At 66.4% G+C, this 19,926-nt stretch carries 26 protein-coding genes; 10 read left to right on the top strand and 16 right to left on the bottom strand.

The features are described 5' to 3' along the window. Positions 1 to 124: 124 nt before the first annotated feature. The 5 genes from GGR44_RS08795 to rpoN all read left to right on the top strand — a co-directional run bounded on the left by GGR44_RS08795 (position 125) and on the right by rpoN (position 4,511). Positions 125 to 742, top strand: coding sequence for a ribonuclease D (locus tag GGR44_RS08795; protein WP_183955181.1), 618 nt, complete (start codon positions 125 to 127; stop codon positions 740 to 742). Positions 743 to 766: 24 nt separating this feature from the next. Beyond that, entirely contained in the window at positions 767 to 1,411 is a 645-nt protein-coding gene (locus GGR44_RS08790) for an LPS export ABC transporter periplasmic protein LptC (RefSeq protein WP_183955180.1), read from the top strand. Between the two features lie 35 nt (positions 1,412 to 1,446). Then, positions 1,447 to 1,992, top strand: a complete 546-nt coding sequence (locus tag GGR44_RS08785) for an LptA/OstA family protein (protein WP_183955286.1) — start codon at positions 1,447 to 1,449, stop codon at positions 1,990 to 1,992. Positions 1,993 to 2,147: 155 nt separating this feature from the next. After that, positions 2,148 to 2,936 carry an LPS export ABC transporter ATP-binding protein gene (lptB, locus tag GGR44_RS08780; RefSeq protein WP_183955179.1) on the top strand — a complete coding sequence of 263 codons (789 nt, stop codon included), beginning with the start codon at positions 2,148 to 2,150 and terminating at the stop codon, positions 2,934 to 2,936. Positions 2,937 to 2,987: 51 nt separating this feature from the next. Then, a complete protein-coding gene (gene rpoN, locus GGR44_RS08775; protein ID WP_183955178.1) occupies positions 2,988 to 4,511 on the top strand; it encodes an RNA polymerase factor sigma-54 in 1,524 nt (507 codons plus the stop codon). Between the two features lie 61 nt (positions 4,512 to 4,572). Here rpoN and GGR44_RS08770 read toward each other — a convergent pair whose 3' ends face one another. Both GGR44_RS08770 and GGR44_RS08765 read right to left on the bottom strand, forming a co-directional pair. Next, positions 4,573 to 5,127: an outer membrane protein gene (locus GGR44_RS08770; RefSeq protein WP_183955177.1), complete on the bottom strand. Its 555-nt coding sequence runs from the start codon at positions 5,125 to 5,127 to the stop codon at positions 4,573 to 4,575. Beyond that, positions 5,124 to 5,372 carry a hypothetical protein gene (locus GGR44_RS08765; protein WP_183955176.1) on the bottom strand — a complete coding sequence of 83 codons (249 nt, stop codon included), beginning with the start codon at positions 5,370 to 5,372 and terminating at the stop codon, positions 5,124 to 5,126. Before GGR44_RS08765 ends, GGR44_RS08770 begins: the two co-directional genes overlap by 4 nt. A 67-nt stretch (positions 5,373 to 5,439) precedes the next feature. Here GGR44_RS08765 and GGR44_RS08760 point away from each other — a divergent pair, with 67 nt between their 5' ends. Together GGR44_RS08760 and GGR44_RS08755 are read left to right on the top strand one after the other, a co-directional pair. Further along, positions 5,440 to 6,117 carry a peptidase gene (locus GGR44_RS08760; RefSeq protein ID WP_246344428.1) on the top strand — a complete coding sequence of 226 codons (678 nt, stop codon included), beginning with the start codon at positions 5,440 to 5,442 and terminating at the stop codon, positions 6,115 to 6,117. Next, positions 6,114 to 6,782, top strand: a complete 669-nt coding sequence (locus tag GGR44_RS08755; RefSeq protein ID WP_183955175.1) for a hypothetical protein — start codon at positions 6,114 to 6,116, stop codon at positions 6,780 to 6,782. The genes GGR44_RS08760 and GGR44_RS08755 overlap by 4 nt, the downstream gene beginning before the upstream one ends. On the opposite strand, the gene GGR44_RS08750 is transcribed toward GGR44_RS08755, so the two are convergent. Continuing rightward, entirely contained in the window at positions 6,760 to 7,215 is a 456-nt protein-coding gene (locus tag GGR44_RS08750) for a peptidylprolyl isomerase (RefSeq protein WP_183955174.1), read from the bottom strand. The two genes, GGR44_RS08755 and GGR44_RS08750, sit on opposite strands and share 23 nt — an antisense overlap. Before the next feature lie 148 nt (positions 7,216 to 7,363). On the opposite strand from GGR44_RS08750, the gene mgtE reads away from it, so the two are divergent. After that, positions 7,364 to 8,818 carry a magnesium transporter gene (gene mgtE, locus GGR44_RS08745; RefSeq protein WP_183955173.1) on the top strand — a complete coding sequence of 485 codons (1,455 nt, stop codon included), beginning with the start codon at positions 7,364 to 7,366 and terminating at the stop codon, positions 8,816 to 8,818. A gap of 38 nt (positions 8,819 to 8,856) precedes the next feature. Further along, entirely contained in the window at positions 8,857 to 9,255 is a 399-nt protein-coding gene (locus tag GGR44_RS08740; RefSeq protein WP_183955172.1) for a DUF1489 family protein, read from the top strand. A gap of 2 nt (positions 9,256 to 9,257) precedes the next feature. Here the strand turns inward: GGR44_RS08740 and GGR44_RS08735 are convergent, their stop codons facing one another. From GGR44_RS08735 to GGR44_RS08675, 13 genes are all read right to left on the bottom strand, one after another. Beyond that, positions 9,258 to 9,614 carry a hypothetical protein gene (locus GGR44_RS08735; protein ID WP_183955171.1) on the bottom strand — a complete coding sequence of 119 codons (357 nt, stop codon included), beginning with the start codon at positions 9,612 to 9,614 and terminating at the stop codon, positions 9,258 to 9,260. A gap of 100 nt (positions 9,615 to 9,714) precedes the next feature. Next, a complete protein-coding gene (locus GGR44_RS08730; RefSeq protein ID WP_425511308.1) occupies positions 9,715 to 10,116 on the bottom strand; it encodes a hypothetical protein in 402 nt (133 codons plus the stop codon). Between the two features lie 65 nt (positions 10,117 to 10,181). Then, positions 10,182 to 10,724: a hypothetical protein gene (locus GGR44_RS08725; RefSeq protein ID WP_183955169.1), complete on the bottom strand. Its 543-nt coding sequence runs from the start codon at positions 10,722 to 10,724 to the stop codon at positions 10,182 to 10,184. 10 nt (positions 10,725 to 10,734) lie between these two features. Further along, complete coding sequence (locus GGR44_RS08720; protein WP_183955168.1) at positions 10,735 to 11,292, bottom strand: demethoxyubiquinone hydroxylase family protein; 558 nt, start codon at positions 11,290 to 11,292, stop codon at positions 10,735 to 10,737. Beyond that, positions 11,289 to 11,786: a disulfide bond formation protein B gene (locus GGR44_RS08715; RefSeq protein ID WP_183955167.1), complete on the bottom strand. Its 498-nt coding sequence runs from the start codon at positions 11,784 to 11,786 to the stop codon at positions 11,289 to 11,291. Before GGR44_RS08715 ends, GGR44_RS08720 begins: the two co-directional genes overlap by 4 nt. 78 nt (positions 11,787 to 11,864) lie before the next feature. Beyond that, positions 11,865 to 13,217 (bottom strand): S41 family peptidase, encoded by a 1,353-nt coding sequence (locus GGR44_RS08710; protein WP_183955166.1) that lies wholly within the window; start codon positions 13,215 to 13,217, stop codon positions 11,865 to 11,867. A 146-nt stretch (positions 13,218 to 13,363) separates the two neighbouring features. After that, a complete protein-coding gene (locus GGR44_RS08705) occupies positions 13,364 to 14,929 on the bottom strand; it encodes a calcium-binding protein (RefSeq protein ID WP_183955165.1) in 1,566 nt (521 codons plus the stop codon). A gap of 129 nt (positions 14,930 to 15,058) precedes the next feature. Further along, positions 15,059 to 16,294, bottom strand: a complete 1,236-nt coding sequence (locus GGR44_RS08700; RefSeq protein WP_343052315.1) for a murein hydrolase activator EnvC family protein — start codon at positions 16,292 to 16,294, stop codon at positions 15,059 to 15,061. Between the two features lie 44 nt (positions 16,295 to 16,338). Then, positions 16,339 to 16,761 (bottom strand): 23S rRNA (pseudouridine(1915)-N(3))-methyltransferase RlmH, encoded by a 423-nt coding sequence (locus GGR44_RS08695; protein ID WP_183955283.1) that lies wholly within the window; start codon positions 16,759 to 16,761, stop codon positions 16,339 to 16,341. A gap of 170 nt (positions 16,762 to 16,931) precedes the next feature. Further along, positions 16,932 to 17,321, bottom strand: a complete 390-nt coding sequence (gene rsfS / locus GGR44_RS08690) for a ribosome silencing factor (protein WP_183955164.1) — start codon at positions 17,319 to 17,321, stop codon at positions 16,932 to 16,934. Positions 17,322 to 17,333: 12 nt separating this feature from the next. Further along, positions 17,334 to 17,963: a nicotinate-nucleotide adenylyltransferase gene (locus GGR44_RS08685; RefSeq protein WP_183955282.1), complete on the bottom strand. Its 630-nt coding sequence runs from the start codon at positions 17,961 to 17,963 to the stop codon at positions 17,334 to 17,336. Beyond that, positions 17,960 to 18,868 carry a pirin family protein gene (locus tag GGR44_RS08680; RefSeq protein ID WP_183955163.1) on the bottom strand — a complete coding sequence of 303 codons (909 nt, stop codon included), beginning with the start codon at positions 18,866 to 18,868 and terminating at the stop codon, positions 17,960 to 17,962. The genes GGR44_RS08685 and GGR44_RS08680 overlap by 4 nt, the downstream gene beginning before the upstream one ends. Next, positions 18,865 to 19,158: a BolA family protein gene (locus tag GGR44_RS08675; protein WP_183955162.1), complete on the bottom strand. Its 294-nt coding sequence runs from the start codon at positions 19,156 to 19,158 to the stop codon at positions 18,865 to 18,867. The genes GGR44_RS08680 and GGR44_RS08675 overlap by 4 nt, the downstream gene beginning before the upstream one ends. A 45-nt stretch (positions 19,159 to 19,203) precedes the next feature. Here GGR44_RS08675 and GGR44_RS08670 point away from each other — a divergent pair, with 45 nt between their 5' ends. Then, positions 19,204 to 19,821: a J domain-containing protein gene (locus GGR44_RS08670; RefSeq protein WP_183955161.1), complete on the top strand. Its 618-nt coding sequence runs from the start codon at positions 19,204 to 19,206 to the stop codon at positions 19,819 to 19,821. Positions 19,822 to 19,926 lie beyond the last annotated feature (105 nt).

Here is a 19,926-nt window from a genome sequence, read left to right as displayed (position 1 = left end):
GGGGGCACGCGAATGATTTGTGCCGACATTCCCCGGAATGGCCCGCTTCCTCTCCCACGCGCGGTCAAGCGTTGCATCAAAAGCATAGATTGTTTCCGCTTCGCTTTGGCCATAGAGGGAAGCCATGACCGTATATCTGCATGAAGAAGACTTGCCCGCCGATGTCCTGGCCCCCGGCCCGGTGGCGATCGATACCGAAACCATGGGCCTCATCACGCCGCGCGACCGGCTGTGCGTCGTCCAGATCAGCGATGGTAAGGGCGACGAGCATCTGGTGCGGTTTTCGCCGGGCAGCGATTATGCCGCGCCCAATCTGAAAGCGGTGGTGGCCGATCCCGTCCGGTTGAAGCTGTTCCACTTCGGCCGGTTCGACATTGCCGCCATGGACCATTATCTGGGCGTGCTGGCGGCGCCGGTCTATTGCACCAAGATCGCCTCGCGGCTGGTGCGCACCTATACCGACCGTCACGGCCTGAAGGAACTGGTCCGCGAATTGCTGGGCCAGGACATCAGCAAGCAGCAGCAGACCTCCGACTGGGGGGCGCCGGTCCTGTCGGAGGCGCAGAAGGATTATGCCGCGTCCGACGTGCGCTACCTGCACCAGATGAAGGTGGAACTGGACAAGCGCCTGATTCGCGAGGGGCGGATGGAACTGGCCCAGGCCTGTTTCGATTTCCTGCCGCATCGCGCGCGGCTGGACCTGGCCGGCTGGCCGGAAATCGACATTTTCGCGCATATGTAACCGCACGGGGTCAAAAGGCACATCATGTCCGTTCAGGCCGAACAGCAACGCCATGCGCGCCGCCACTGGGCCGCGCCCGGCGGCACGCACGACCGGCTGGTCGGGCTGCTCAAAAACTGGCTGCCGGTCGCTGTCGGCGTGCTCAGCGCGCTGCTGCTCACCGCGCCCTTCACCAACGACGGCGGCGTCAGCTTCGTGCTCGACAAGAACAAGGTCGAGGTGGCGAAGGAGCGGATGCGCGTGACCGAGGCGCTGTATCGCGGCGAAGACAGCAAGGGCCAGCCCTTTTCCCTGCGCGCGGGATCGGCGGTGCAGAAAAGCTCGCGCGAGCCCGTTGTCGACCTGAATGACATGTCCGCCCGCATCCTCCTGGCCGAAGGGCCCGCCGTGCTGGAAGCGCGCAAGGGGCGGTATAATATGGATACCGAACAGATGGCCGTCGAAGGCCCGGTCCAGTTTCAGGCGGCGGGCGGTTACCGGCTGACCACGCGGGATGTCGGCATCGACCTTAAAACCCGGCGGATGCGCAGCGCGGGCCGCGTCGACGGCCGCATTCCCATCGGCACGTTCAGCGCCGACCATCTGGAGGCGGACATGGCCGCGCGCACAGTGACGCTGAACGGTCGCGCCGCCTTGCGTATCGAACAAAATGGCCTCAAAGGACGATGACCATGAACTCCGTCTCCGTCCCCCTTTCCGCCCGGATGCCGATGCTGGCCCTGTCCGCCGCCGCGTTGATCGCGCTGGTCGCCGTGGGCGCCGACGCCCAGGTGCTCAAGGGGCATGACAGCAATGCGCCGGTCAACTTCACCGCCGACCGCATAGAGGTGCAGGATCGCGCCGACCGCGTCGTCGTGTCGGGCAATGTCGAAGTGACGCAGGCGGGCATGACCCTGAACGCCCAGCGCATGAACGTCGCCTATCGCCAGAACCCGGGCAACGGCGGCGGCGCGACCGGCGGCATCGAAATCGACCGCATCGACGCGTCGGGCGGCGTGGTGGTGACCAAGGGGAATGAGACGGCGCGCGGCAATGTCGCCATTTACGATCTCAACAGCCGCCTCATCACCATGCTGGGCAATGTCTCGCTGACCCAGGGCGGCAACCGGCTGACCGGCGGCCGGCTGGTCATCGACCTGCGCAGCGGCCTGTCGACGGTCGACGGGCGCTCGTCGGGCGGGGCTTCGGCGGTTCAGGGTTCGGGCGGCCGCGTGTCGGGCACCTTCACCGTGCCGCAAAAGCAGAACTGACGAGAATCGTCCCCTGATCGGAGAGGCATGAGCGCGGCGCAGGCGCTTTTTTCCTTGCCCTGCGCCCGCCTCATGCACAAATCTTGCCAATTGCGGGACAGGCGTGCGTCGCACTGACGCTCCGTTAACCCGGTCGATGCGAACAAGGACGCGCGATGAACGATGTGATGACCCAGGAACGCGCCGCCGCTCAGGCGATCCCGGCCACGCCGCAGGAGGTGAGCGATGGCCTGTCGGTCATTTCCATCGCCAAAAGTTACGACAAGCGCCCGGTGCTGACCGACGTGTCGCTGACCGTGGGCAAGGGGGAGGTCGTCGGCCTGCTCGGCCCCAATGGCGCGGGCAAGACCACCTGTTTCTATTCGGTCATGGGCCTGGTGAAGCCCGACCATGGCCGCATCGTGCTGGACGGGCAGGACATTACCGGCCTGCCCATGTATCGCCGCGCGATATTGGGTCTGGGCTATCTGCCGCAGGAAACGTCGATCTTTCGCGGCCTCAGCGTCGCCCAGAATATCAGCGCGGTGCTGGAGCTGGCCGAACCGGATCGGGCGGCGCGGGAAGCGCGTCTGGAGCAATTGCTCGACGAATTCGGCCTGACACGGCTGCGCGATTCGGCCGCCATGGCGCTTTCGGGCGGCGAACGGCGGCGCTGCGAAATCGCCCGCGCGCTGGCGGCCAATCCCTCCATCGTGCTGCTGGACGAACCCTTCGCCGGCATCGACCCGCTGTCCATCGCCGACATCCGCATCCTTGTGAAGCAGTTGAAGACCCGCGGCATCGGCGTGCTCATCACCGACCATAATGTGCGCGAGACGCTGGAAATCGTCGACCGCGCCTGCATCATCTATGGCGGCAAGATGCTGTTCGCGGGCAGCCCGGCCGAACTGGTCGCCAATGCCGAAGTCCGGCGGCTTTATCTGGGCGAGCATTTCACGCTGTGACATGATGATGCGCCCGGCCCTTGATCCTGTCGCTCCGGGGAGGGCCCGCTGATGGCGCTCGCCCCGCGCCTGGACCTGCGGCAAAGCCAGTCGCTGGTGATGACGCCCCAGTTGCAGCAGGCGATCAAGCTGCTGACGCTGAGCAATCTGGAACTGGAAGGGGTGATCGCGGTCGAGCTGGAGAAAAACCCCCTGCTCGAAGCGATGGGCGGTGAACCGGACTGGCAGCCGCTGCAGGCCGACGGCGTCGACCGTGATGACGCCGCGCCGGTGCTGGCGGCCGAAACGGGCGCCGCCGACCAGTTGATGGCGCAGGGCCGGGGAGAGGCCGACGCGCCGCTGGACATCGACCCGCGCGACACCGCCTTTGCCGAAGACGGGCCGGGCGATGGTCCCGGCCAGATAACGGGCGGCGGCGCGGGACTGGGCGACGGCGGCGCTGGCCAGCCGGGCGAGGCGATCGATTTCGACAGCTTTGCCAATCCCGAACCGGAACTTCAGGAATATCTGATGGATCAGGCGCGCGCCGCCCTGTCCGGCGCTGACCTGATGATCGCATCGCAACTGATCGGCCAGATCGACGCGGCCGGCTATCTGGAGGCGGACCTGCTCCAGACCGCCTATGGGCTGGGCGTGGCGCTGGCCGATGTGGAAAGGGTGCTGGCCGTGATCCAGACATTCGATCCCACCGGCGTCGCCGCGCGCAGCCTGTCCGAATGCCTGATCCTTCAGGCGAAGGAGGCCGACCGCTACGACCCGTGCATGGCGCGGCTGCTCGACAATCTCGACCTGCTGGCGCGCGGCGCATTGCCGCAGCTGCGCCGGATATGCGGGGTCGATGAAGAGGATATGGCGGACATGATCCGCGAACTGCGCGGTTATGATCCCAAGCCGGGCCTGCGTTTTTCCAGCGAACGGACGGCGGCGGTGGTGCCCGACATCTTCGTCAATCCGGCGAAGGACGGCTGGTCGATCGAAATCAACAACGCCACCCTGCCGCGCGTGCTGGTCAACCGCTCCTATTATGTCGAACTGTCGGGCGGGCCGCAGGACAAGGCGTCGAAAGCCTGGCTCGCCGATTGCCTGGCCAGCGCCAACTGGCTGGTCAAGGCGCTCGATCAGCGGCAACGCACCATCATCAAGGTGACGAGCGAGATCGTCCGCCAGCAGGAAGAATTTTTCCGCAAGGGCGTCGCGCACTTGAAACCGCTGACCCTGCGGGCGGTGGCCGAAACCATCGGCATGCATGAATCGACCGTCAGCCGGGTGACGTCGAACAAATATCTGTCCTGCCCGCGCGGCCTTTATGAACTCAAATATTTCTTCACCAGCGGCATTCAGTCCGCCGATGGCGGAACCGCCGTGTCGGCCGAGGCGGTGAAAAGCCATATCAAGGCGCTGATCGGGGCGGAGGCGCCGGGCGCCATCCTGTCCGACGACACGCTCGTCGACATGCTGCGCGCGCAGGGCTTCGACATCGCCCGCCGCACCGTCGCCAAATATCGCGAGGCGATGGGCATCGGATCGTCAGTGCAAAGGCGGCGGCAGAAGGCGCTGAAAGGGAAGGCCGCCTGACACGGGGAAAGGCCCCCGCCCGGAGGAGCGAGGGCCTTTCTGAGCGCTCAGGCGCGGGAGGTCAGAACTTCGCGACCACGCCCGCCATCGGCCGGATGGAGCGGAAATCGCCCATCGTGTCGGCCTGCACGCGCAGGCGGACATTGCTCTTGCCCTGGGTCAGGCCCATGTCGGTGGGCGACAATTCGACGCCCGCGCCATAGGTGGTGCCGTGATAATCCGGGCTGTCGGGGCCAAGCGCGTCGAAATTGACCCACTTATAACCGACCTTGCCAAAGACCATGCTGTCCTTGCCGGCCTTCACGCCGACCCGGCCGGCCACGCCATATTCCCAGTCGATGTCGCCGCTCACGCCCTTCGACGCGGTGCCTTCGACGCCCAGAACCAGCGGCCCGGCGACATTGGCGTTTACGCCCGCCACGCCTTCGACCATGCGGCCCTTGTAACCGACCGGGGGAATGCCTTCCTCGCCGGTTTCACTGTCGAAATTGTGCACGCCGCCCATCACGCCGACATAAGGTTCGATGCGGCTGGACGAGGCGGCGTCATCCTGCGCCTGGGCGGCGAAGGGAATGAGCGACGCGGCGGCGATCGCCGCGAAAAGCGGAGTCTTCATGGGGCAAACCCTTTTTTCCGTTTAAAGATGATGACCGCGCGGTTTGGACCCGGCGGGTCCGGTCGGCGAACAAGCGCGGCGACCGGAACAGAGATTAAAACCCCCGGCCCGGCGGGAAGGTTGCCCTCATCGTCGAAAAATGGACCAACAGATTGAATTTGCGGCCGAAATATCACGGTTTCTGTCGCACGGGTGAACGAAATGGGGCGATTTTCCGGCTGTGCCACAAAAGTGCGCGCATTCACGGCCAATTCAAGGAGGCGGCGCTAACCCCCTTTGCCATGGCCGGGTCCACCGGCAGGAGGATGCGACATGAACTTGTCCTGGATGCCCCGTCGACGGGGCTTTGCCGCTTTTGCGCTGGGCGCGGCGCTGCTGCTGGGCGGCTGCGCTTATGACGATGGCTATGGCTATAGCGGGGTCAGCGTCGGCGCGGGCTATTATGGCGGCGGGGGCTTCTACGACCCCTATTATTATCAGCCGGGCTATTATGCCGGATGGTATGATGGCTATTATTATCCGGGCAGCGGCTATTATATTTTCGATCGCGGCGGTCGCCGCTATCGCTGGGATGATCGCCATCGGTCCTATTGGGAAGGACGGCGCAGCCAGTGGCGTCGCGACCATGGCGATCGCGATGGTCGCTGGCGCCGCGATGACCGGCCCGACCGGCGCTGGGAAGGGCGCCGGGGGGATGGCCGTCAGGGAGATGGTCGGCCTGGCCGACAATGGGATGGCCGACGCGGGGACGACCGGCCCGGCGATGATGGCCGTCGCGGCTATCAGCGCCGCCCCGATCAGGACGCCCGCCCGCAGCAGCGGCCCTTTGGCGGCGGCGATGCTGGTCGGCGGCCGGAATGGCGCGAGCAGCGGCGCGATGCCGCGCCCGCGCCCCGCGAACGCCGCGCCGCGCCCGCCCCGCAGGCGCGGCCATCACGCGAATCATTCGGCCGTGGGCGAGAGCCCTCGCAACGACGGGAGCCAAGATGACGGGAAAGACCGGCGCAATCCTATTGGGGGCCTTGCTGTTCCTTGCCGCCTGTGACGGGCGGGAGGAAACCAGCTTGGAAAATCTGGCCAATGGCGCGAATGTCGCGGTGGTCGGCAACCAGTTCCGGGCGGAGGCGATGGCGGTGATGGAGCCGCTGGCCCCGCCCGCGCCGGGCGCGCCCGGCGGCCTGCCGGTCGAACCGCCGGTGTCTGAAGGCCCCATCGACCCCGACGGGCCGCAGGGCGCGGCGCAGGTGGCGCAATCCTATTATGGCCTGCTGGAGGCAAAGCGTTTCGACGAGGCGCAGGATCTGTGGGCGCCGTCCAGCGCCAATGCGGTGCAGGACGATGCCGCCTTTGCCCGGCGCTTCGCCGGTTTCAGCGAAATCCACGCCAATATCGGTTCGCCTGGGCCAATCGAAGGGGCGGCGGGCTCGCTCTATGTCACGGTGCCGGTGCAGGTCTATGCCCGGATCGCCGCCACCGGCCAGCCATGGTATGCGCTGCGCCAGATGGTGCTGCGCCGGGTCAACGATGTGCCCGGCGCGGGACAGGCCGACCGGCGCTGGCATATCCAGTCGGTCGGCCCGTATGTGGCGGCGAAGGAAACGACCCTGCCGGTCATTTCCGCCACCGACGGTCTTATTCCGAAACCGTCGCCTTGACGATCTTGCCGGGGGTGCGCGGCGGCTCGCCCTTGGGCAGGGCGTCGACATGCTCCATGCCCGACGTCACCTCGCCCCACACGGTATATTGGCCGTCAAGGAAGGTGGCGTCGTCGAAGCAGATGAAGAACTGGCTGTTGGCGCTGTTCGGGTTCGTCGCGCGGGCCATGGAGCAGACGCCCCGGACATGCGGCTCGCGGCTGAATTCCGCCTTGATGTCGGGCAGCTTCGATCCGCCCATGCCGGTGCCCGTCGGGTCGCCGCCCTGGGCCATGAAGCCGGGGATGACGCGGTGGAACACGACGCCGTCGTAAAAGCCGTCCTTGGCCAGCGTGGTGATGCGTTCGACATGGCCGGGGGCGAGATCAGGGCGCAGCTTGATGACGACATCGCCGCCGGAATCGAGGGAAAGGGTCAGTGTCTGGTCGGCCATGGGCAGTTCCTCTCAAGGGACAGTAAACGGATTGCGTCCATATAAGGCCTGAGGTGCGGGATGAAAGCGCTTCCTCCAAGGTTGCAATTTTATTGTGCATGGGCGAAAGGATCGGACATGCTTCAGGAACCGGACAGTAGGGGGCGCCATGAGCGAGCGCGGCGAACCGGTCGATCCCCGGCGCAACAATCCTGACAGCCATGATGAGGCGCCCGTCGAGGGCGCATTCGACAGCGCCGACACCCGCCATGACGAAGACGACCGGCTGAAGCCCGGCTTCGTCTCCGCCGTTCTGGAAGCGGTGGAGGAGGGCGAGGCCGAACAGGCGCGCGAACTGGTGTCGCCGCTCCACCCGGCCGACATCGCCGACCTTCTGGAACTCACCCCATCGGACCAGCGCGCCGATGTGGCGGCGGCGCTGGGCGATCTGGTCGGCGCGGAGGTGCTGTCCGAACTCAACGACTATGTGCGCGACGACCTGATCGGGGCGCTGGCCCCCGAACAGGTGGCCGAATTCGCCGCCGAACTCGATACCGACGACGCCGTCGCCATCATCGAGGATATGGAGGAGGACGAGCAGCAGGCCGTTCTGGAGGCGCTCGATCCCGAAGACCGCGCCGCCATCGAAAGCGCGCTCGCCTATCCCGAAGAATCCGCCGGTCGCCTGATGCAGCGCGATCTGGTCGCGGTGCCCGAACATATGTCGGTCGGCCAGCTGATCGACTATCTGCGCGACAATCGCGACCTGACCACCGATTTCTGGGAAATCTTCGTCGTCGACGAAGCGCACAGGCCAATCGGCACCTGCCAGTTGAGCTGGGTTCTCACCTGCCCGCGCAATGTCGCGGTCAGCGACCTGATGAAGCGCGAACAGACCCTTATCCCGGTCGACATGGATCAGGAGGAAGTGGCGCTGCGCTTCCAGAAATATGCGCTGATCTCGGCCGCCGTGGTCGACGGCAGCGGCCGTCTGGTCGGCATGATCACGGTGGACGACGTGGTTCACATCATTTCCGAGGAAGCGGGCGAGGACATATTGCGCCTGTCGGGCGCGGGCGAGGGCGACATCAACGAACCGGTGCTCGACAGCTATCGCACGCGCGTGCGCTGGCTGCTCACCAACCTCCTCACCGCTTTGGTCGCTTCCACCATCATCGGCCTGTTTGAAGGGACGATCGAACGCATGGTGGCGCTCGCCACTTTGATGCCCATCGTCGCCGGCGTCGGCGGCAATGCGGGCAGCCAGACCATGGCCGTCACCGTCCGCGCGCTCGCCACCAACCAGATCACCGCCTCCAACACCCGTCGGACCATCGTGCGCGAAATGCGCGTCGCCCTGCTCAACGGCGGCACGGTGGCGGTGGTGCTGGGCATCGGCGTCAGCTTGGTCTTCCTCAATCCCGCGCTGGGGGCCGTGATCGCCAGCGCCATGCTGGTCAATATCGTCACTGCGGGCCTGGCGGGCGTGTCGGTGCCGCTGGCCTTCGACCGGCTGAACCTCGATCCGGCGGTGGCGTCGTCGATCTTCGTCACCATGATCACCGATTCGATGGGCTTCCTCGCCTTTCTGGGGCTGGCGACGGCGGCGGGGCTGACCGGCTGACCTTGCAGCCGGGCCCAAGCCGCGCCATCTGTGCGCCCATGCCGCTGCACATCACCAAGATCGCCTTCCGAAGCGAGAGCGCCGACACATTGCGCGCCTGGCTCGAATCCCATGCGGCCGACGGGGAAGCGCGGCTGACCACCCGCTACCTGCCCAAGCGGGCGGACGAACTGGCGGGCGGGTCCTTATTCTGGATTCATGGCGGGCAGATTGTGGGGCGCAGCCCGATATTGGGGTTTGCCGAAACGGGAACGGGGCGCTGGTGGATCAGGCTGGAACCCCGGCTGATCGCGGTGCAGCCGATGCCGCGCCGCGCGCATCAGGGCTGGCGCTATCTGGAGGACGACGACGCGCCCGCCGATCTGGACGGCGGCGATGCCGGCGCGACGATGCCGACCGTCATGCTCAACGAGCTTGCGCGTCTAGGACTGGTTTGACGTCAGCCGAACAGGGCGCGCATGACCAGCGCGACCGGGATCCACAGCATCGGGCCGAGCAGGCTGGCCGACCACAGGGTCAGCATGTCGCGGCGAAAACGCAGGGCAAGGCCGGAGTGCGACAGCGTGCCGCCGTCCAGCATCGCCCAGCGATGTTCCAGCGTGCGCGCGGCCAGAGCGAAGCCGCCGATCGCGACGATGATGCCCAGATGCAGGATCAGGGAACCGCCCATCCGGGCCACGACGAAAATCTGGAGAAGGGCAAAGGTCACGAGCGCGGCGGCCAACTGGCTGCTCACCCGTTTGGCGAAACCGGAACTGCGCCCATCGCCCATGCCGTTTCCAAAGACCGATGCCATGCCTGTTCTCCCCCGCCATTTCTATGCAGAAATAATTTCACGAAGCGGCGAGGCGATCAACCCCGGATTCGCGGAAAAATGGGCGAGGAAGCCTGGAAAATCAGGGTTCGCCGCGCGACTCCTGCATCCGCCGCTCGGCAAACCATTGTTCCAGCATCTTGGCGGTGCAGCCGGTAAAGCCGTTGCTGCCGATGGCGGAGCAACTGCCCGGCAACGTCTGGCGCTGCACCTGTTCCATCGTCGCGACCTGGCTGCCCCAGCCGGGGCCGCCGGCGGGTTCGGGTTTTTCCCGCAATTTCTTGGGGATGCGATAGCGTTCGGATTCCGGGCGGCGGGCGCACACGACGATTTCGTCGCCTTCGCCCTGCGGACAGGGATCGTCGCCATAGACGAGCAGGTTGGTGATCCGCTCGGGGGGCTGCGCCCACGCCGCCGGGGCGGCGATCAGCACCGGCAGCAGGGCGGCGAGGGCAAGGCTCCGCATCGTCTTTTGTCCTGACATCAGGCCGCCCGGCATATTTCGCGGCAGCCCCTTATTGCAAAGACGGCGCGGAACACCCGCGTCCGTCAATCCTGCGGCGCGGTTGCGCCCTGTTGCTCCGCCGCCTTCGCCTTCTCTTCGGCGACGACGCGCTGTTCGATGGCCTCGGAATCGGCGTCGATCGTCGACAGTCGGCGATTGCGCTCCGCCTCGACCAGATCCTTCCAGCTTGCGTTGTTGGCGGCCTGTCGTTCCGCCTTGGCCAGCCGGGCGAGCTGCGCGAAACAACCGGTCGCGCCGCCGCCGCCGACCGGCGAGCAGCTTTCGGTGCCGGTCCGGCCGATATATTCCATCGACCGCACCCTCTCGCCCCACGCCTGGTTGGAAGGCTTGTTCGGGTCGCCGCGCAACGGTTCGGGAATGCGATAGCGTTCCTTTTCGTCCTTGCGCGCGCACACCACGATTTCATCGCCGGTCGCGCCCTGCGGGCAGGGGTCGTCGCCATAGACGATGACCAGATTGACCTTTTCCGATCCCGCATCGCCGGCGGCGGGCTGTTCCTGCGCCAGTGCGGGCATGGCGACGCCCAGCATCAGGGCGGTGGCGGCGGCGAAAGACAGCTTCATCATCTTCATATCCTCACAGGCGCTTCGACAGCGCGATGGCGGCACGACAGCCCAGACGAATGGCCCCGGACAATAAGGGATAGGCAGGAGCCTGCGCCGCCCCATGGGCAAGGGCGGTGTCGCGATGCTCGACCTCTTCGGCCTGAAATTCGCGGATCGCGCCGGACAGCGCCGGGTCGCTCGTGCCCAGTTCGTCGAGCTGCTCGGCATAATGGCGGTCGATTTCGGTTTCGATGGCGGCGGTGCAGGCCATCGCCGCCTTGGGGCCCATCGCCGCCGTCACCGCCCCCAGCGCGAAACCAGCGACATGCCAGAAGGGTTGCAGCGCCGTCGGGCGCACGCCACGGTCCGCCAGCATCCGGTCGAAATGGGCGCGATGTCTCTCCTCCTGCGCGGCCATCCCCGCGATCAACCGGCCATAGGGATGGCGATCGCCCATCACCGCCAGTTGCCCGGCATAGATGCGCGTCGCGCCATATTCGCCCGCCTGATCGACGCGCAGCATGGATGCGCGATCAAAGCCGGTCGAACGATTGCCGCCGGGGCGGGGGAATTCCTGCTTGTCGGTCATGCCCATCCTCCCTTGCTGGCGGGCTTCCTGGCGAGCAGCGCCAATATGGCGATGGCCGCGCCCGTGGAGAGGATGCCGTTATAACCGGCCAGCGACACGCCGAAAAGCGACCATGGCGCAACATCGCACCGGGTGATCGGCGCGGCCATGATCGAACTCAGCATGTCCGCCGGGCTCGCCCCGCCCGCACTGGTCGAACAGGCGGTCAGTCCTTCCCACCAGCCATATTCGACGCCCGCATGGAACAGGCCGATCGCGCCCGAAACGCCGATGGCGACCGCCGCCAGCGCGGTCGCGAGCCGACTGACGCCCGGCGCGCGGGCCAGCAGGATGGCGATCAACGCCAGCGGGATCGCGGCCATATGCGGGTATCGTTGCCACCAGCACATTTCGCACGGGGCCAGCCCGCCATAATATTGCGAGACATAAGCGCCGCCGAGCAGGGCGGCGGGCACCAGCAGCGCCAGCGCGCGGGCGAGGGACGTTGGAGTCATGCAATCGGTTTAGACGCCCCGGCGCCTTTCGTCATGCTGAACATGCCGACAAAAGGGGCCGGGCCGACAATAAACGGATCAGCGGCTTGCCGGTTTGCGCGCGGCCGGGCCGGCCTGCGCCACCACCGCGCCCGGTGCATGGGCCAGGCGGCCGATGGTCTGCAACGCATAATGAAGCTGGAAGTCGGTGATGCCCTTCTTCTTCAGTTCCTCGGCGCTCATGGTGAAGCGCGGATCGTCCTTCACATCCTCTTCCAGCGCGGCGTTGTCCGACTTGATCTCGTTGATCAGATGGCGGCGCAGGTCGCTTTCGCGGAATTTGGGCCGGGTCTTGTAGTCCGGGTCGGAAAGCTGCGGCACGCGGATGTCGGGATCGATGCCCCCTTCCTGCACGCTGCGGCCCGAAGGCGTATAATAACGCGCGGTGGTCAGCTTGAGCGCGGTGGTGTTGGACAGCGGCAACATGGTCTGCACGCTGCCCTTGCCGAAGCTGCGCTCGCCCATCACCAGCGCGCGATGCTGGTCCTGTAGCGCGCCCGCGACGATTTCCGAAGCGGAGGCGGAACCGCTGTCGACCAGGACGATGACGGGCAGGCCCTTCGCATCGTCGCCGGGCTTGGCGTAGTAACGCTCCACATCGCCCTTCTGGCGGCCGCGCTGCGACACGATCTCGCCGCGCTCCAGGAATATGTCGCTGACCGACACCGCCTCGTCCAGCAGGCCGCCGGGGTTGGACCGCAGGTCGAGGATATAGCCGGTCGGCTTGCGGCCGATCGACTTGTCGATGCTGCGGATCGCCTGGCGCAGGTCGGCGCCGGTATTGGCGGAAAAGCTGATGATGTTGATGACGCCGACGCCATTCTTCACTTCCCACTTCACCGGCTTCAGCTCGATGATCTCGCGGGTCAGCGACAATTCGATGGGCTTGTCGCGGCCGGGGCGCACGATGGTCAGCTTGATGGCGGTGCCCGGCGCGCCGCGCATCCTGTCCACCGCTTCGTCCAGCGTGCCGCCATAGATGAGCTGGCCGTCCAGATGGGTGATATAGTCGCCCGCCTTGATGCCCGCGCGCCAGGCGGGGGTATCCTGCGTCGGCGCGATCACCTTGACCGCGCCATCCTCCTGCGTGACCGACAGGCCGAGGCCGCCATAGCTGCCCTCGGTCTGGGTGCGCAGATTCTGGAAGGCGCGCTCGTCCAGGAAATTGCTGTGCGGGTCGAGGCTGGCGAGCATCCCGTCAATGGCGCCGCGAATCAGCTTTTCGTCGTCGACCTTCTCGACATAATCGCTGCGGACCTTCTGGAACACGTCCATGAACTCATCCAGCGCCTTGTAGCTGCTGCCTTCGGCATCGGCGAGGGCGGCGGTGGTGGCGGGGATGAGCGCAATCGCGCCAAGGGCGACGGCGCCCTGAAGGAAAGCGGATTTCATGGGTGTCCTTGGTCCTGACATGCAACCTTCAATATAGGCGCTTTTGCGCGCCGACGCAAAAGCGCTCATCGACCAATGGTGCCACGGGTCGATGAGCGTCAGGTTAACGGGCGGGCGGGCGGCACAATGGCTCCCCGCGCGCTGGTTCAAAGCACCACGAAGAAGTCGCTGGCGCTCATCGCCAGCCCCGGCGTGACAAGGGCGAAGGCGACGGCGGCCGCCGCCCCGGACCCGTCGGAATCATAATAAAGCGTGCCGGTGGCGCTGTCATAGAGGATGCGGTCGCTCGCGTCCGCCGCGCCGAACGCGCCAAAGGCGTTGGGGTCGAGCGCCCCGGCCGCGCCGACCTGCGTAAAGAAGCTGCGGTCGACGCCGATCTTGTCGAAACCGACCTGGAAATCGGTGATAGTATCGACATTGGTGGCGCTGAGCGCCGTCGTCATCATGAAGCTGTCGGACCCGAAGCCGCCGGTCAGCCTGTCGGAGCCCGCACGCCCGTCCAGCACATTGGCGGCGCTGTTGCCGGCCATCGTGTTGGCCTGCGAATTGCCGGTGCCGTTGATCGCATCGCCGCCGGTCAGGATCAGCAGTTCGATGAACTGTGCGCCGATGTTGAAGCTGACGCTGGATCGGACGGTATCCGTTCCGGCCACCGCGCCCTGAAGTTCAATCACCGTATCGCCTGCGTCAGTAACGTAATAAATATCAGCCCCGTCACCGCCGATCATCACGTCATTGCCCGCGCCGCCGTAAATCCGGTCGTCACCTCCCCGGCCGTTCAGCGTGTCCTGGCCATTGCCGCCGTTCAGCACATTGGCGCTATTATCGCCGAACAGTGTGTCGCCATAAATGGAGCCGATCAGATTCTCGATCGAATCATAGCTGTCGCCGATGGCGTCCCCGGTGCTGAGCCAGGGGCTGAGCAGGTCTACGACCACAGGGCTGCTCGCCATATCGTAGGACGCCGCGTCGATGCCGCCGCCGCCGATCATCTCGTCGGCGCCCGTGCCGCCGATCAATATGTCGTCGGCGTCGCCACCCACCAGCAGATCCTCGCCATTGTCGCCGCCCAGGACGTTGCGATTGGTCAGGCTGCCATGGATGACATCGTCGCCATTGCCGCCATTGATCCTGCCATTGACGATGCCCAGCCGGGTGTCGACGCTATCGTTACCGCTATTGAGATATATGGGTCCGTATATCAGGCCGTTATTGTAAATCGTGTCGGCATAGCTGCTCAGGGATATGCCATAAAATCCGAATATGCTGCCGGAATTGTTGATATTGGAAGCCGCCGAAGAGGATAGGGCGAAGGAATAGCCCTCGATCGTCCCGGTATTGCTGAGGTTGAAAGTATCGAACTGGGAGGCGGTCGATACCCATATGGTGTCATATCCCGACACATAACCGGCGTTGCTGATGTCGGCGCTGCCATTGATTTGCATGGCATAAAATCGCGACGACACGATGCCGTCGGGCGTGACCCATATGCGGGCGGTCGAGCTTCCCGAATAAATCGCGCCGGTTTCGGAATAAACCTGTCCCGCGACGGTCAGGCGCATGCCCGATGATGGGGAATGGATCGCATAGGCGTCGGTGCCGGTCGCGCCGATCATGGCGCTGCGGGCGATGAAGATGGCGTCCGACGCATTGTCGATCGCATGATCATTGTCAGCCGAGGTGATGACGGTGCCGGTAAATATTCTCGACATGGGGCATGGCTTTCCAAATGCCGGGGCCGCTGCCCCGGGCTGTTGCGGAGGATGCGGCCCGAGATATTTGCGGCTGTAATTATCCCCAAGCCGCGCCGTTGGAAAGCGGGATTTTCATGGCCCGCGCCCTTACCCCATCCCCACCAGCGGCACGATGTCCACCGGCCTGCCGTTGCGGCGCAGTTCGACGGTGATCTGCGGCTGACCGGGGCCGGTGACGGCGATGGGATCGCCCTGCCGCACGCTGTCGCCGACCGCCACCGACAGCCGATGCAGCCCGGTGATGAGCGTCGTCCAGCCTTGGCCATGGTCGATGATGATGATCTGGCCATAGCCGCGATAGGGCCCGGCAAAACCGATGCGCCCGGCGGTTGGCGCCACCACCTGCGCCCCGCCCTGCGTCGCCAGCGTCAGCCCGCGCGATCGCACCCCGCTGCCCGATATTTCGCCAAGGCCGGTCACCAGTTGGCCGACCACGGGCAGGCGATAGGGCGGCGGCCCGGCGGCGGCGCGCGGCTGGCCCTCGGCGGGCATCGCCGCCTGGTCGGGGCGCGGCGGGCGCGGCGTCGGGCCGGGCAGGGCGGCGAGCGCGTCGCGGATGCGCCCGGCGTCCTCCAGCCGCCCCATCAGGTCGGTGATGTCGCGCGCCTTCTCCCCCAGCGCCAGCGCGCGTTCCCCCTCCAGCGCGGACCCGGATTGAAGGTCGCGGGCGGCGACCCGCTTGCGCGTCTCCAGATCGCGCAGCGCCGCCTGTCGCCGCGCCAGCTCGTCGCGACTGTCGGTCAAGGACCGGGCGGCCTGTTGCGCGGTGGCGCGCAGTTCCCGGCTCTTCGCCAGTTCCGCGCGCAACCCGGCGGTGCGCGCGCGGATCACCGGCAGCACGCTGGCCAGCACCGCGCGCATATGGATGGCGTCGCTCATCGTGCCGGGCTGCGCCAGCGCCAGCGCCAGCGGACGGCGCGCCATGGATTGCAGTGCGGCGGTCAGGCGCACCACCGGCTCCTGCCTCTCGGCCAGCCGCGCCGCCTGCGCGCGTTGCAGGCGGGTGACGATGGCGACGCGCGCCTGCGCCGCCTGAATGTCGGCCTCCGATTCCTGGATGCGCGCGGCCATGGCGGCGGCCTGTCGGCGGGCGCGTTCGGCCTCCTGCCCGGCCAGCCCCGCCTGCTGGTCCAGCCGTTCGGCCCGCTCGCGCGCCTCGCGCGCCTGTCGCCGGGCTTCCTTCAGCGCCGCCTGCTCCTGCGCCATGGTGGTGCCCGCCGTGCCGGGCAGGATGATCGCGCCGTCGTCGGCCGCGGGCAGGCGCGTCGCCGCCACGGCCGCCAGCGCGACCGCCATGCCCGCCATGATGATGCCCCGCCTCACGCGCTCGCCCGTCCCCGTTTGCCCCGTCCCCGGATGGTTCGCCCCTATCCTTCGCGATGATAGGGGTGGTTGGCAAGGATGGAGCAGGCGCGCCACAATTGTTCGGCCAGCATCGCGCGCGCCATCATGTGCGGCCATGTCATCGCGCCGAACGCGATCAGCAGGTCGGCGCCGGCCCGCTGTTCATCGTCGAAGCCGTCGGCCGCGCCGATCAGGAAACGGCATTCGCGCGTCCCCGCGTCGCGCCAGCCCTCGATCCGGCGGGCGAAATCCATGGAGGAAAGCTGTCGCCCCTTTTCATCCAGCATCACGGTGACGGTCCCCGGCGCGGCGGGCGGCAACTTGCCGCCCCGGTCAGGCAATTCGGTGATGCGACAGGGCATGGTGAGCCGCTTCACATAGCGGTCCACCAGATCGGCTTCGGGCGACCGGCCGATCTTTCCGCGCGCGATGATGTGGAGGAGCATGGCAAAACATCCGTCATGCTGAACTTGTTTCAGCATCCATCGTGCCCGAGGCAAAGGTCATGCCGTTGACGCGCCCGGCCTGCGACATCGCGCCGTCGAGAGCAGGGCGCCTGCGGCGAACTGGATGCTGAAACAAGTTCAACATGACGAGTCTGGGCGGGACCCCGCGTTCAGGCGGTTCCGGCGACCGGCGCGTCGACAAAGCCCCACATGCGTTCCAGATTGTAGAAGCTGCGCACTTCCGGCCGGAACAGGTGGACGATCACGTCGCCCGCGTCGATCAGCACCCAGTCGGCGACCGGCAGCCCTTCGATCCGGGCCGAACGGCCGGTGGCCTGCTTGATCCGCTCGGCCAGCTTCTGCGCCATCGACGCGACCTGGCGCGACGAACGGCCGCTCGCGATCACCATATGATCGGCGATGCTGCTCTTGCCTTCAAGGGGGATGGTGATGGTTTCCTGCGCCTGGTCGTCGTCGAGAGACTGAAGGACAAGGGCGTGCAGGGCGGCAACGGATTCGGCCGCATGGGCCGTGTCGTTGGCGGGCTGGGGTCTGGTCAAAAAAGCTCCATTCTAGACAGTCATCCGGCGCGTGAGCGGATCGCGCACACGCGTTTCACTAAATTCGCGATGCCAGAGGGGGTCCGCCTGCCGAAGCAGGGTCGCCGATCTTGGATCAGGGCGAAAGCGCAAAAGCACAAGCGCCGGCGGTCTCCAATCCGTCCAGTCTGCACTCTGGCGCGCGGGCCGGACGAAGCGCCGCAGCCAGCTCATGGCCGATGAGCCACGGGCGTCGCTATCATAACCCGGACGGGCGATCACGGCAATGGGCATTTGCCGGGCGATCCCGCGCCAGTTCCGCCACTGGCTGAACTGGGCCAGATTGTCCGATCCCATCAGCCAGATGAAGCGGTTGCGCGGATAGCACCGGGTCAGCGCGCGCAGCGTGTCGACCGTATAGCGCGTGCCCAGACGCGCCTCGATCGCGGTCGGGCGGATGGGCGCGCGGCGGGCGACCCGTTGCGCCTCGGCAAGCCGGGCGGAGAGCGGGGCCATGCCCGCGCGGGCTTTGAGCGGATTGCCCTGCGACACCAGCCACCACACCTCGTCCAGCGCCAGCGCGCGCATGGCGAACAGCGATATGGCGCGGTGCCCGCCATGGGCGGGGTTGAACGATCCGCCCAGCAGGCCGACGCGCATCAGGGCCAGGAAATCGTCTTGGGCCGCCCCTGCGGGATCGGGATAAACTCCTGATCGTCGCCGGGGATCAGCGGGAAGCGCATCGCCTCCCAATCCTCGCGCGCCTGCATCAGCCGGTCGGTGGAGGAGGACACGAAGTTCCACCACACATGGCGCGGGGTGGCGAAGGCCTCGCCCCCGCACAGCACCACCCGGCCGCCATCGACGCTGGACAATGTGGCGCGCACGCCGGGGCGCAGCACATAAAGCTGCTGGGGTTGCAGCATCAGCCCGTCGATGGCCGCGTCGCCGCCCGACACGTAAATGGCGCGCTCTTCCGCCTCCGCATCGATGGGAATGTCGCCGCCGGGCATCAACTGGATGTCGGCATAGATGGTCTGGGCATAGGTGGTGACCGGCGCGCTCGCCCCCCACAGCGACCCCATGATGACGCGCGCCCGCGCCGCGCCCGATTCGACGATGGGCAGCGCCTCGGCGGGCACATGCTCGAACGCCGGGTCCATCTCCTCCCGCCCGTCGGGCAGCGCGATCCAGGTCTGGATGGCGGACAGTTTCGACTTGCGCGCCCGCTCGTCGGCGGGGGATCGTTCGGAATGGACGATGCCCTTGCCCGCCGTCATCAGGTTGACCGCGCCCGGTTCGATCAACTGCTGGCTGCCCAGCGAATCGCGGTGCAGGAACGCGCCTTCATACATATATGTGACGGTGGCGAGGTTGATGTGCGGGTGCGGGCGCACGTCGATGCCCTTGTCCGGCTCCAGCAGGGCGGGCCCCGCCTGATCGAAGAAGATGAACGGGCCGACCATCGTGCGCCCCTTGGCGGGCAGGGTGCGATGGACGCGAAAGTCGCCCAGATTGTGCGTCGTGGGCGCAACCGTCTGGACGACCAGATCGTCGAGGCCGCTCATGCCGCCTCCTCCTCCGGCGCGCGGGCGCGGATGGCCAGCGCATGAACTTTTTCGCGCAGCAGGTCGGCGAGCGCCGCGTTCACCATCCGCTGCCGCGCGACGCGGCTCTGCCCGGCAAAGCGCGCCGACACGATCTCGACCGTGAAATGGCTTTCCCCCGACCCGTCATGGCCCGCATGGCCGCGATGCTTTTCGCTGTCGTCGATCACGGCGATGCGTTCGGGGGTCAGCGCCGCGCGCAGCCGCGCCTCGATTTCGGTGGCCACCGGGCCTTGGGTTTGCTGTGTCATTGCCCCTATATAGGCGGCTCCCCGTCATCATGCATCAGGGCAAAATTGAGCAGCGACCCCTTTTCGACCCGCCGTTTCAACCGTTTCCACGGCCGCGTGGAAAGCGACCGGCCCTGCGCCGTCCCCGGCTGTCCCGAAACGGGCGAATTCCGCGCGCCGCCGCAAGACGGCGAAACGGGCGGACGCGACGGGCCGCGCTGGCGCTGGCTTTGCCTCGACCATGTGCGGGAATTCAACCAGGGCTATAATTTCTTCAGCGGCATGAGCGCGGAGGAAATCACCGCCGCCCAGCGCCCCTATGCCGGGTGGGAAAGGGAAACCCGCGCCTTTTCCAGCAACGCCGCCAGCCCCCCGCCCAGATGGTCGGACTTCACCGATCCCATCGACGCCATCGGCGCGCGCTTCCGCGAACGGGTGGCGAAGGCGCGCGCCGACAACCAGATGCGGCAGGACGGGCAATTCCTGTCAAAGGAAGACCGCCGCGCCCTCGACATCATGGGCCTGCCCATCGACGCCGACCGCAAGGCGCTGCGCACCCGCTACACAGAATTGCTGCGCCGCTATCACCCCGACCACAATGGCGGCGACCGCACCCACGAAACCCGGCTCCAGAGCGTGATCGAAGCCTATGGGCATTTACGCAAGGCGGCGGTTTTTGGGTAGGGTGGGGATTGGCGTGATATGGTGGCGGTTGTCGCTTCCCTGCGGGCATGGGAACGCGACGGGACATGGGAGCAAGCATATGCTCGCTGACGGCGAACCCTCGTG

The sequence above is a fragment of the Sphingobium fontiphilum genome (assembly GCF_014196635.1).
Taxonomy (GTDB): domain Bacteria; phylum Pseudomonadota; class Alphaproteobacteria; order Sphingomonadales; family Sphingomonadaceae; genus Sphingobium; species Sphingobium fontiphilum.
The sequence above is the reverse complement of the archived record's forward strand: the minus strand, read 5'-3'. Positions and strand labels throughout refer to the sequence as shown.

Coding starts and splice junctions, on each gene's coding strand:
- GGR44_RS08795 (WP_183955181.1), top strand. CDS start 125: ATGACCGTATATCTGCATGAAGAAGACTTGCCCGCCGATGTCCTGGCC.
- GGR44_RS08790 (WP_183955180.1), top strand. CDS start 767: ATGTCCGTTCAGGCCGAACAGCAACGCCATGCGCGCCGCCACTGGGCC.
- GGR44_RS08785 (WP_183955286.1), top strand. CDS start 1,447: ATGCCGATGCTGGCCCTGTCCGCCGCCGCGTTGATCGCGCTGGTCGCC.
- lptB (WP_183955179.1), top strand. CDS start 2,148: ATGAACGATGTGATGACCCAGGAACGCGCCGCCGCTCAGGCGATCCCG.
- rpoN (WP_183955178.1), top strand. CDS start 2,988: ATGGCGCTCGCCCCGCGCCTGGACCTGCGGCAAAGCCAGTCGCTGGTG.
- GGR44_RS08770 (WP_183955177.1), bottom strand. CDS start 5,127: ATGAAGACTCCGCTTTTCGCGGCGATCGCCGCCGCGTCGCTCATTCCC.
- GGR44_RS08760 (WP_246344428.1), top strand. CDS start 5,440: ATGAACTTGTCCTGGATGCCCCGTCGACGGGGCTTTGCCGCTTTTGCG.
- GGR44_RS08755 (WP_183955175.1), top strand. CDS start 6,114: ATGACGGGAAAGACCGGCGCAATCCTATTGGGGGCCTTGCTGTTCCTT.
- GGR44_RS08750 (WP_183955174.1), bottom strand. CDS start 7,215: ATGGCCGACCAGACACTGACCCTTTCCCTCGATTCCGGCGGCGATGTC.
- mgtE (WP_183955173.1), top strand. CDS start 7,364: ATGAGCGAGCGCGGCGAACCGGTCGATCCCCGGCGCAACAATCCTGAC.
- GGR44_RS08740 (WP_183955172.1), top strand. CDS start 8,857: ATGCCGCTGCACATCACCAAGATCGCCTTCCGAAGCGAGAGCGCCGAC.
- GGR44_RS08735 (WP_183955171.1), bottom strand. CDS start 9,614: ATGGCATCGGTCTTTGGAAACGGCATGGGCGATGGGCGCAGTTCCGGT.
- GGR44_RS08730 (WP_425511308.1), bottom strand. CDS start 10,116: ATGTCAGGACAAAAGACGATGCGGAGCCTTGCCCTCGCCGCCCTGCTG.
- GGR44_RS08725 (WP_183955169.1), bottom strand. CDS start 10,724: ATGATGAAGCTGTCTTTCGCCGCCGCCACCGCCCTGATGCTGGGCGTC.
- GGR44_RS08720 (WP_183955168.1), bottom strand. CDS start 11,292: ATGACCGACAAGCAGGAATTCCCCCGCCCCGGCGGCAATCGTTCGACC.
- GGR44_RS08715 (WP_183955167.1), bottom strand. CDS start 11,786: ATGACTCCAACGTCCCTCGCCCGCGCGCTGGCGCTGCTGGTGCCCGCC.
- GGR44_RS08710 (WP_183955166.1), bottom strand. CDS start 13,217: ATGAAATCCGCTTTCCTTCAGGGCGCCGTCGCCCTTGGCGCGATTGCG.
- GGR44_RS08705 (WP_183955165.1), bottom strand. CDS start 14,929: ATGTCGAGAATATTTACCGGCACCGTCATCACCTCGGCTGACAATGAT.
- GGR44_RS08695 (WP_183955283.1), bottom strand. CDS start 16,761: ATGCTCCTCCACATCATCGCGCGCGGAAAGATCGGCCGGTCGCCCGAA.
- GGR44_RS08680 (WP_183955163.1), bottom strand. CDS start 18,868: ATGAGCGGCCTCGACGATCTGGTCGTCCAGACGGTTGCGCCCACGACG.
- GGR44_RS08675 (WP_183955162.1), bottom strand. CDS start 19,158: ATGACACAGCAAACCCAAGGCCCGGTGGCCACCGAAATCGAGGCGCGG.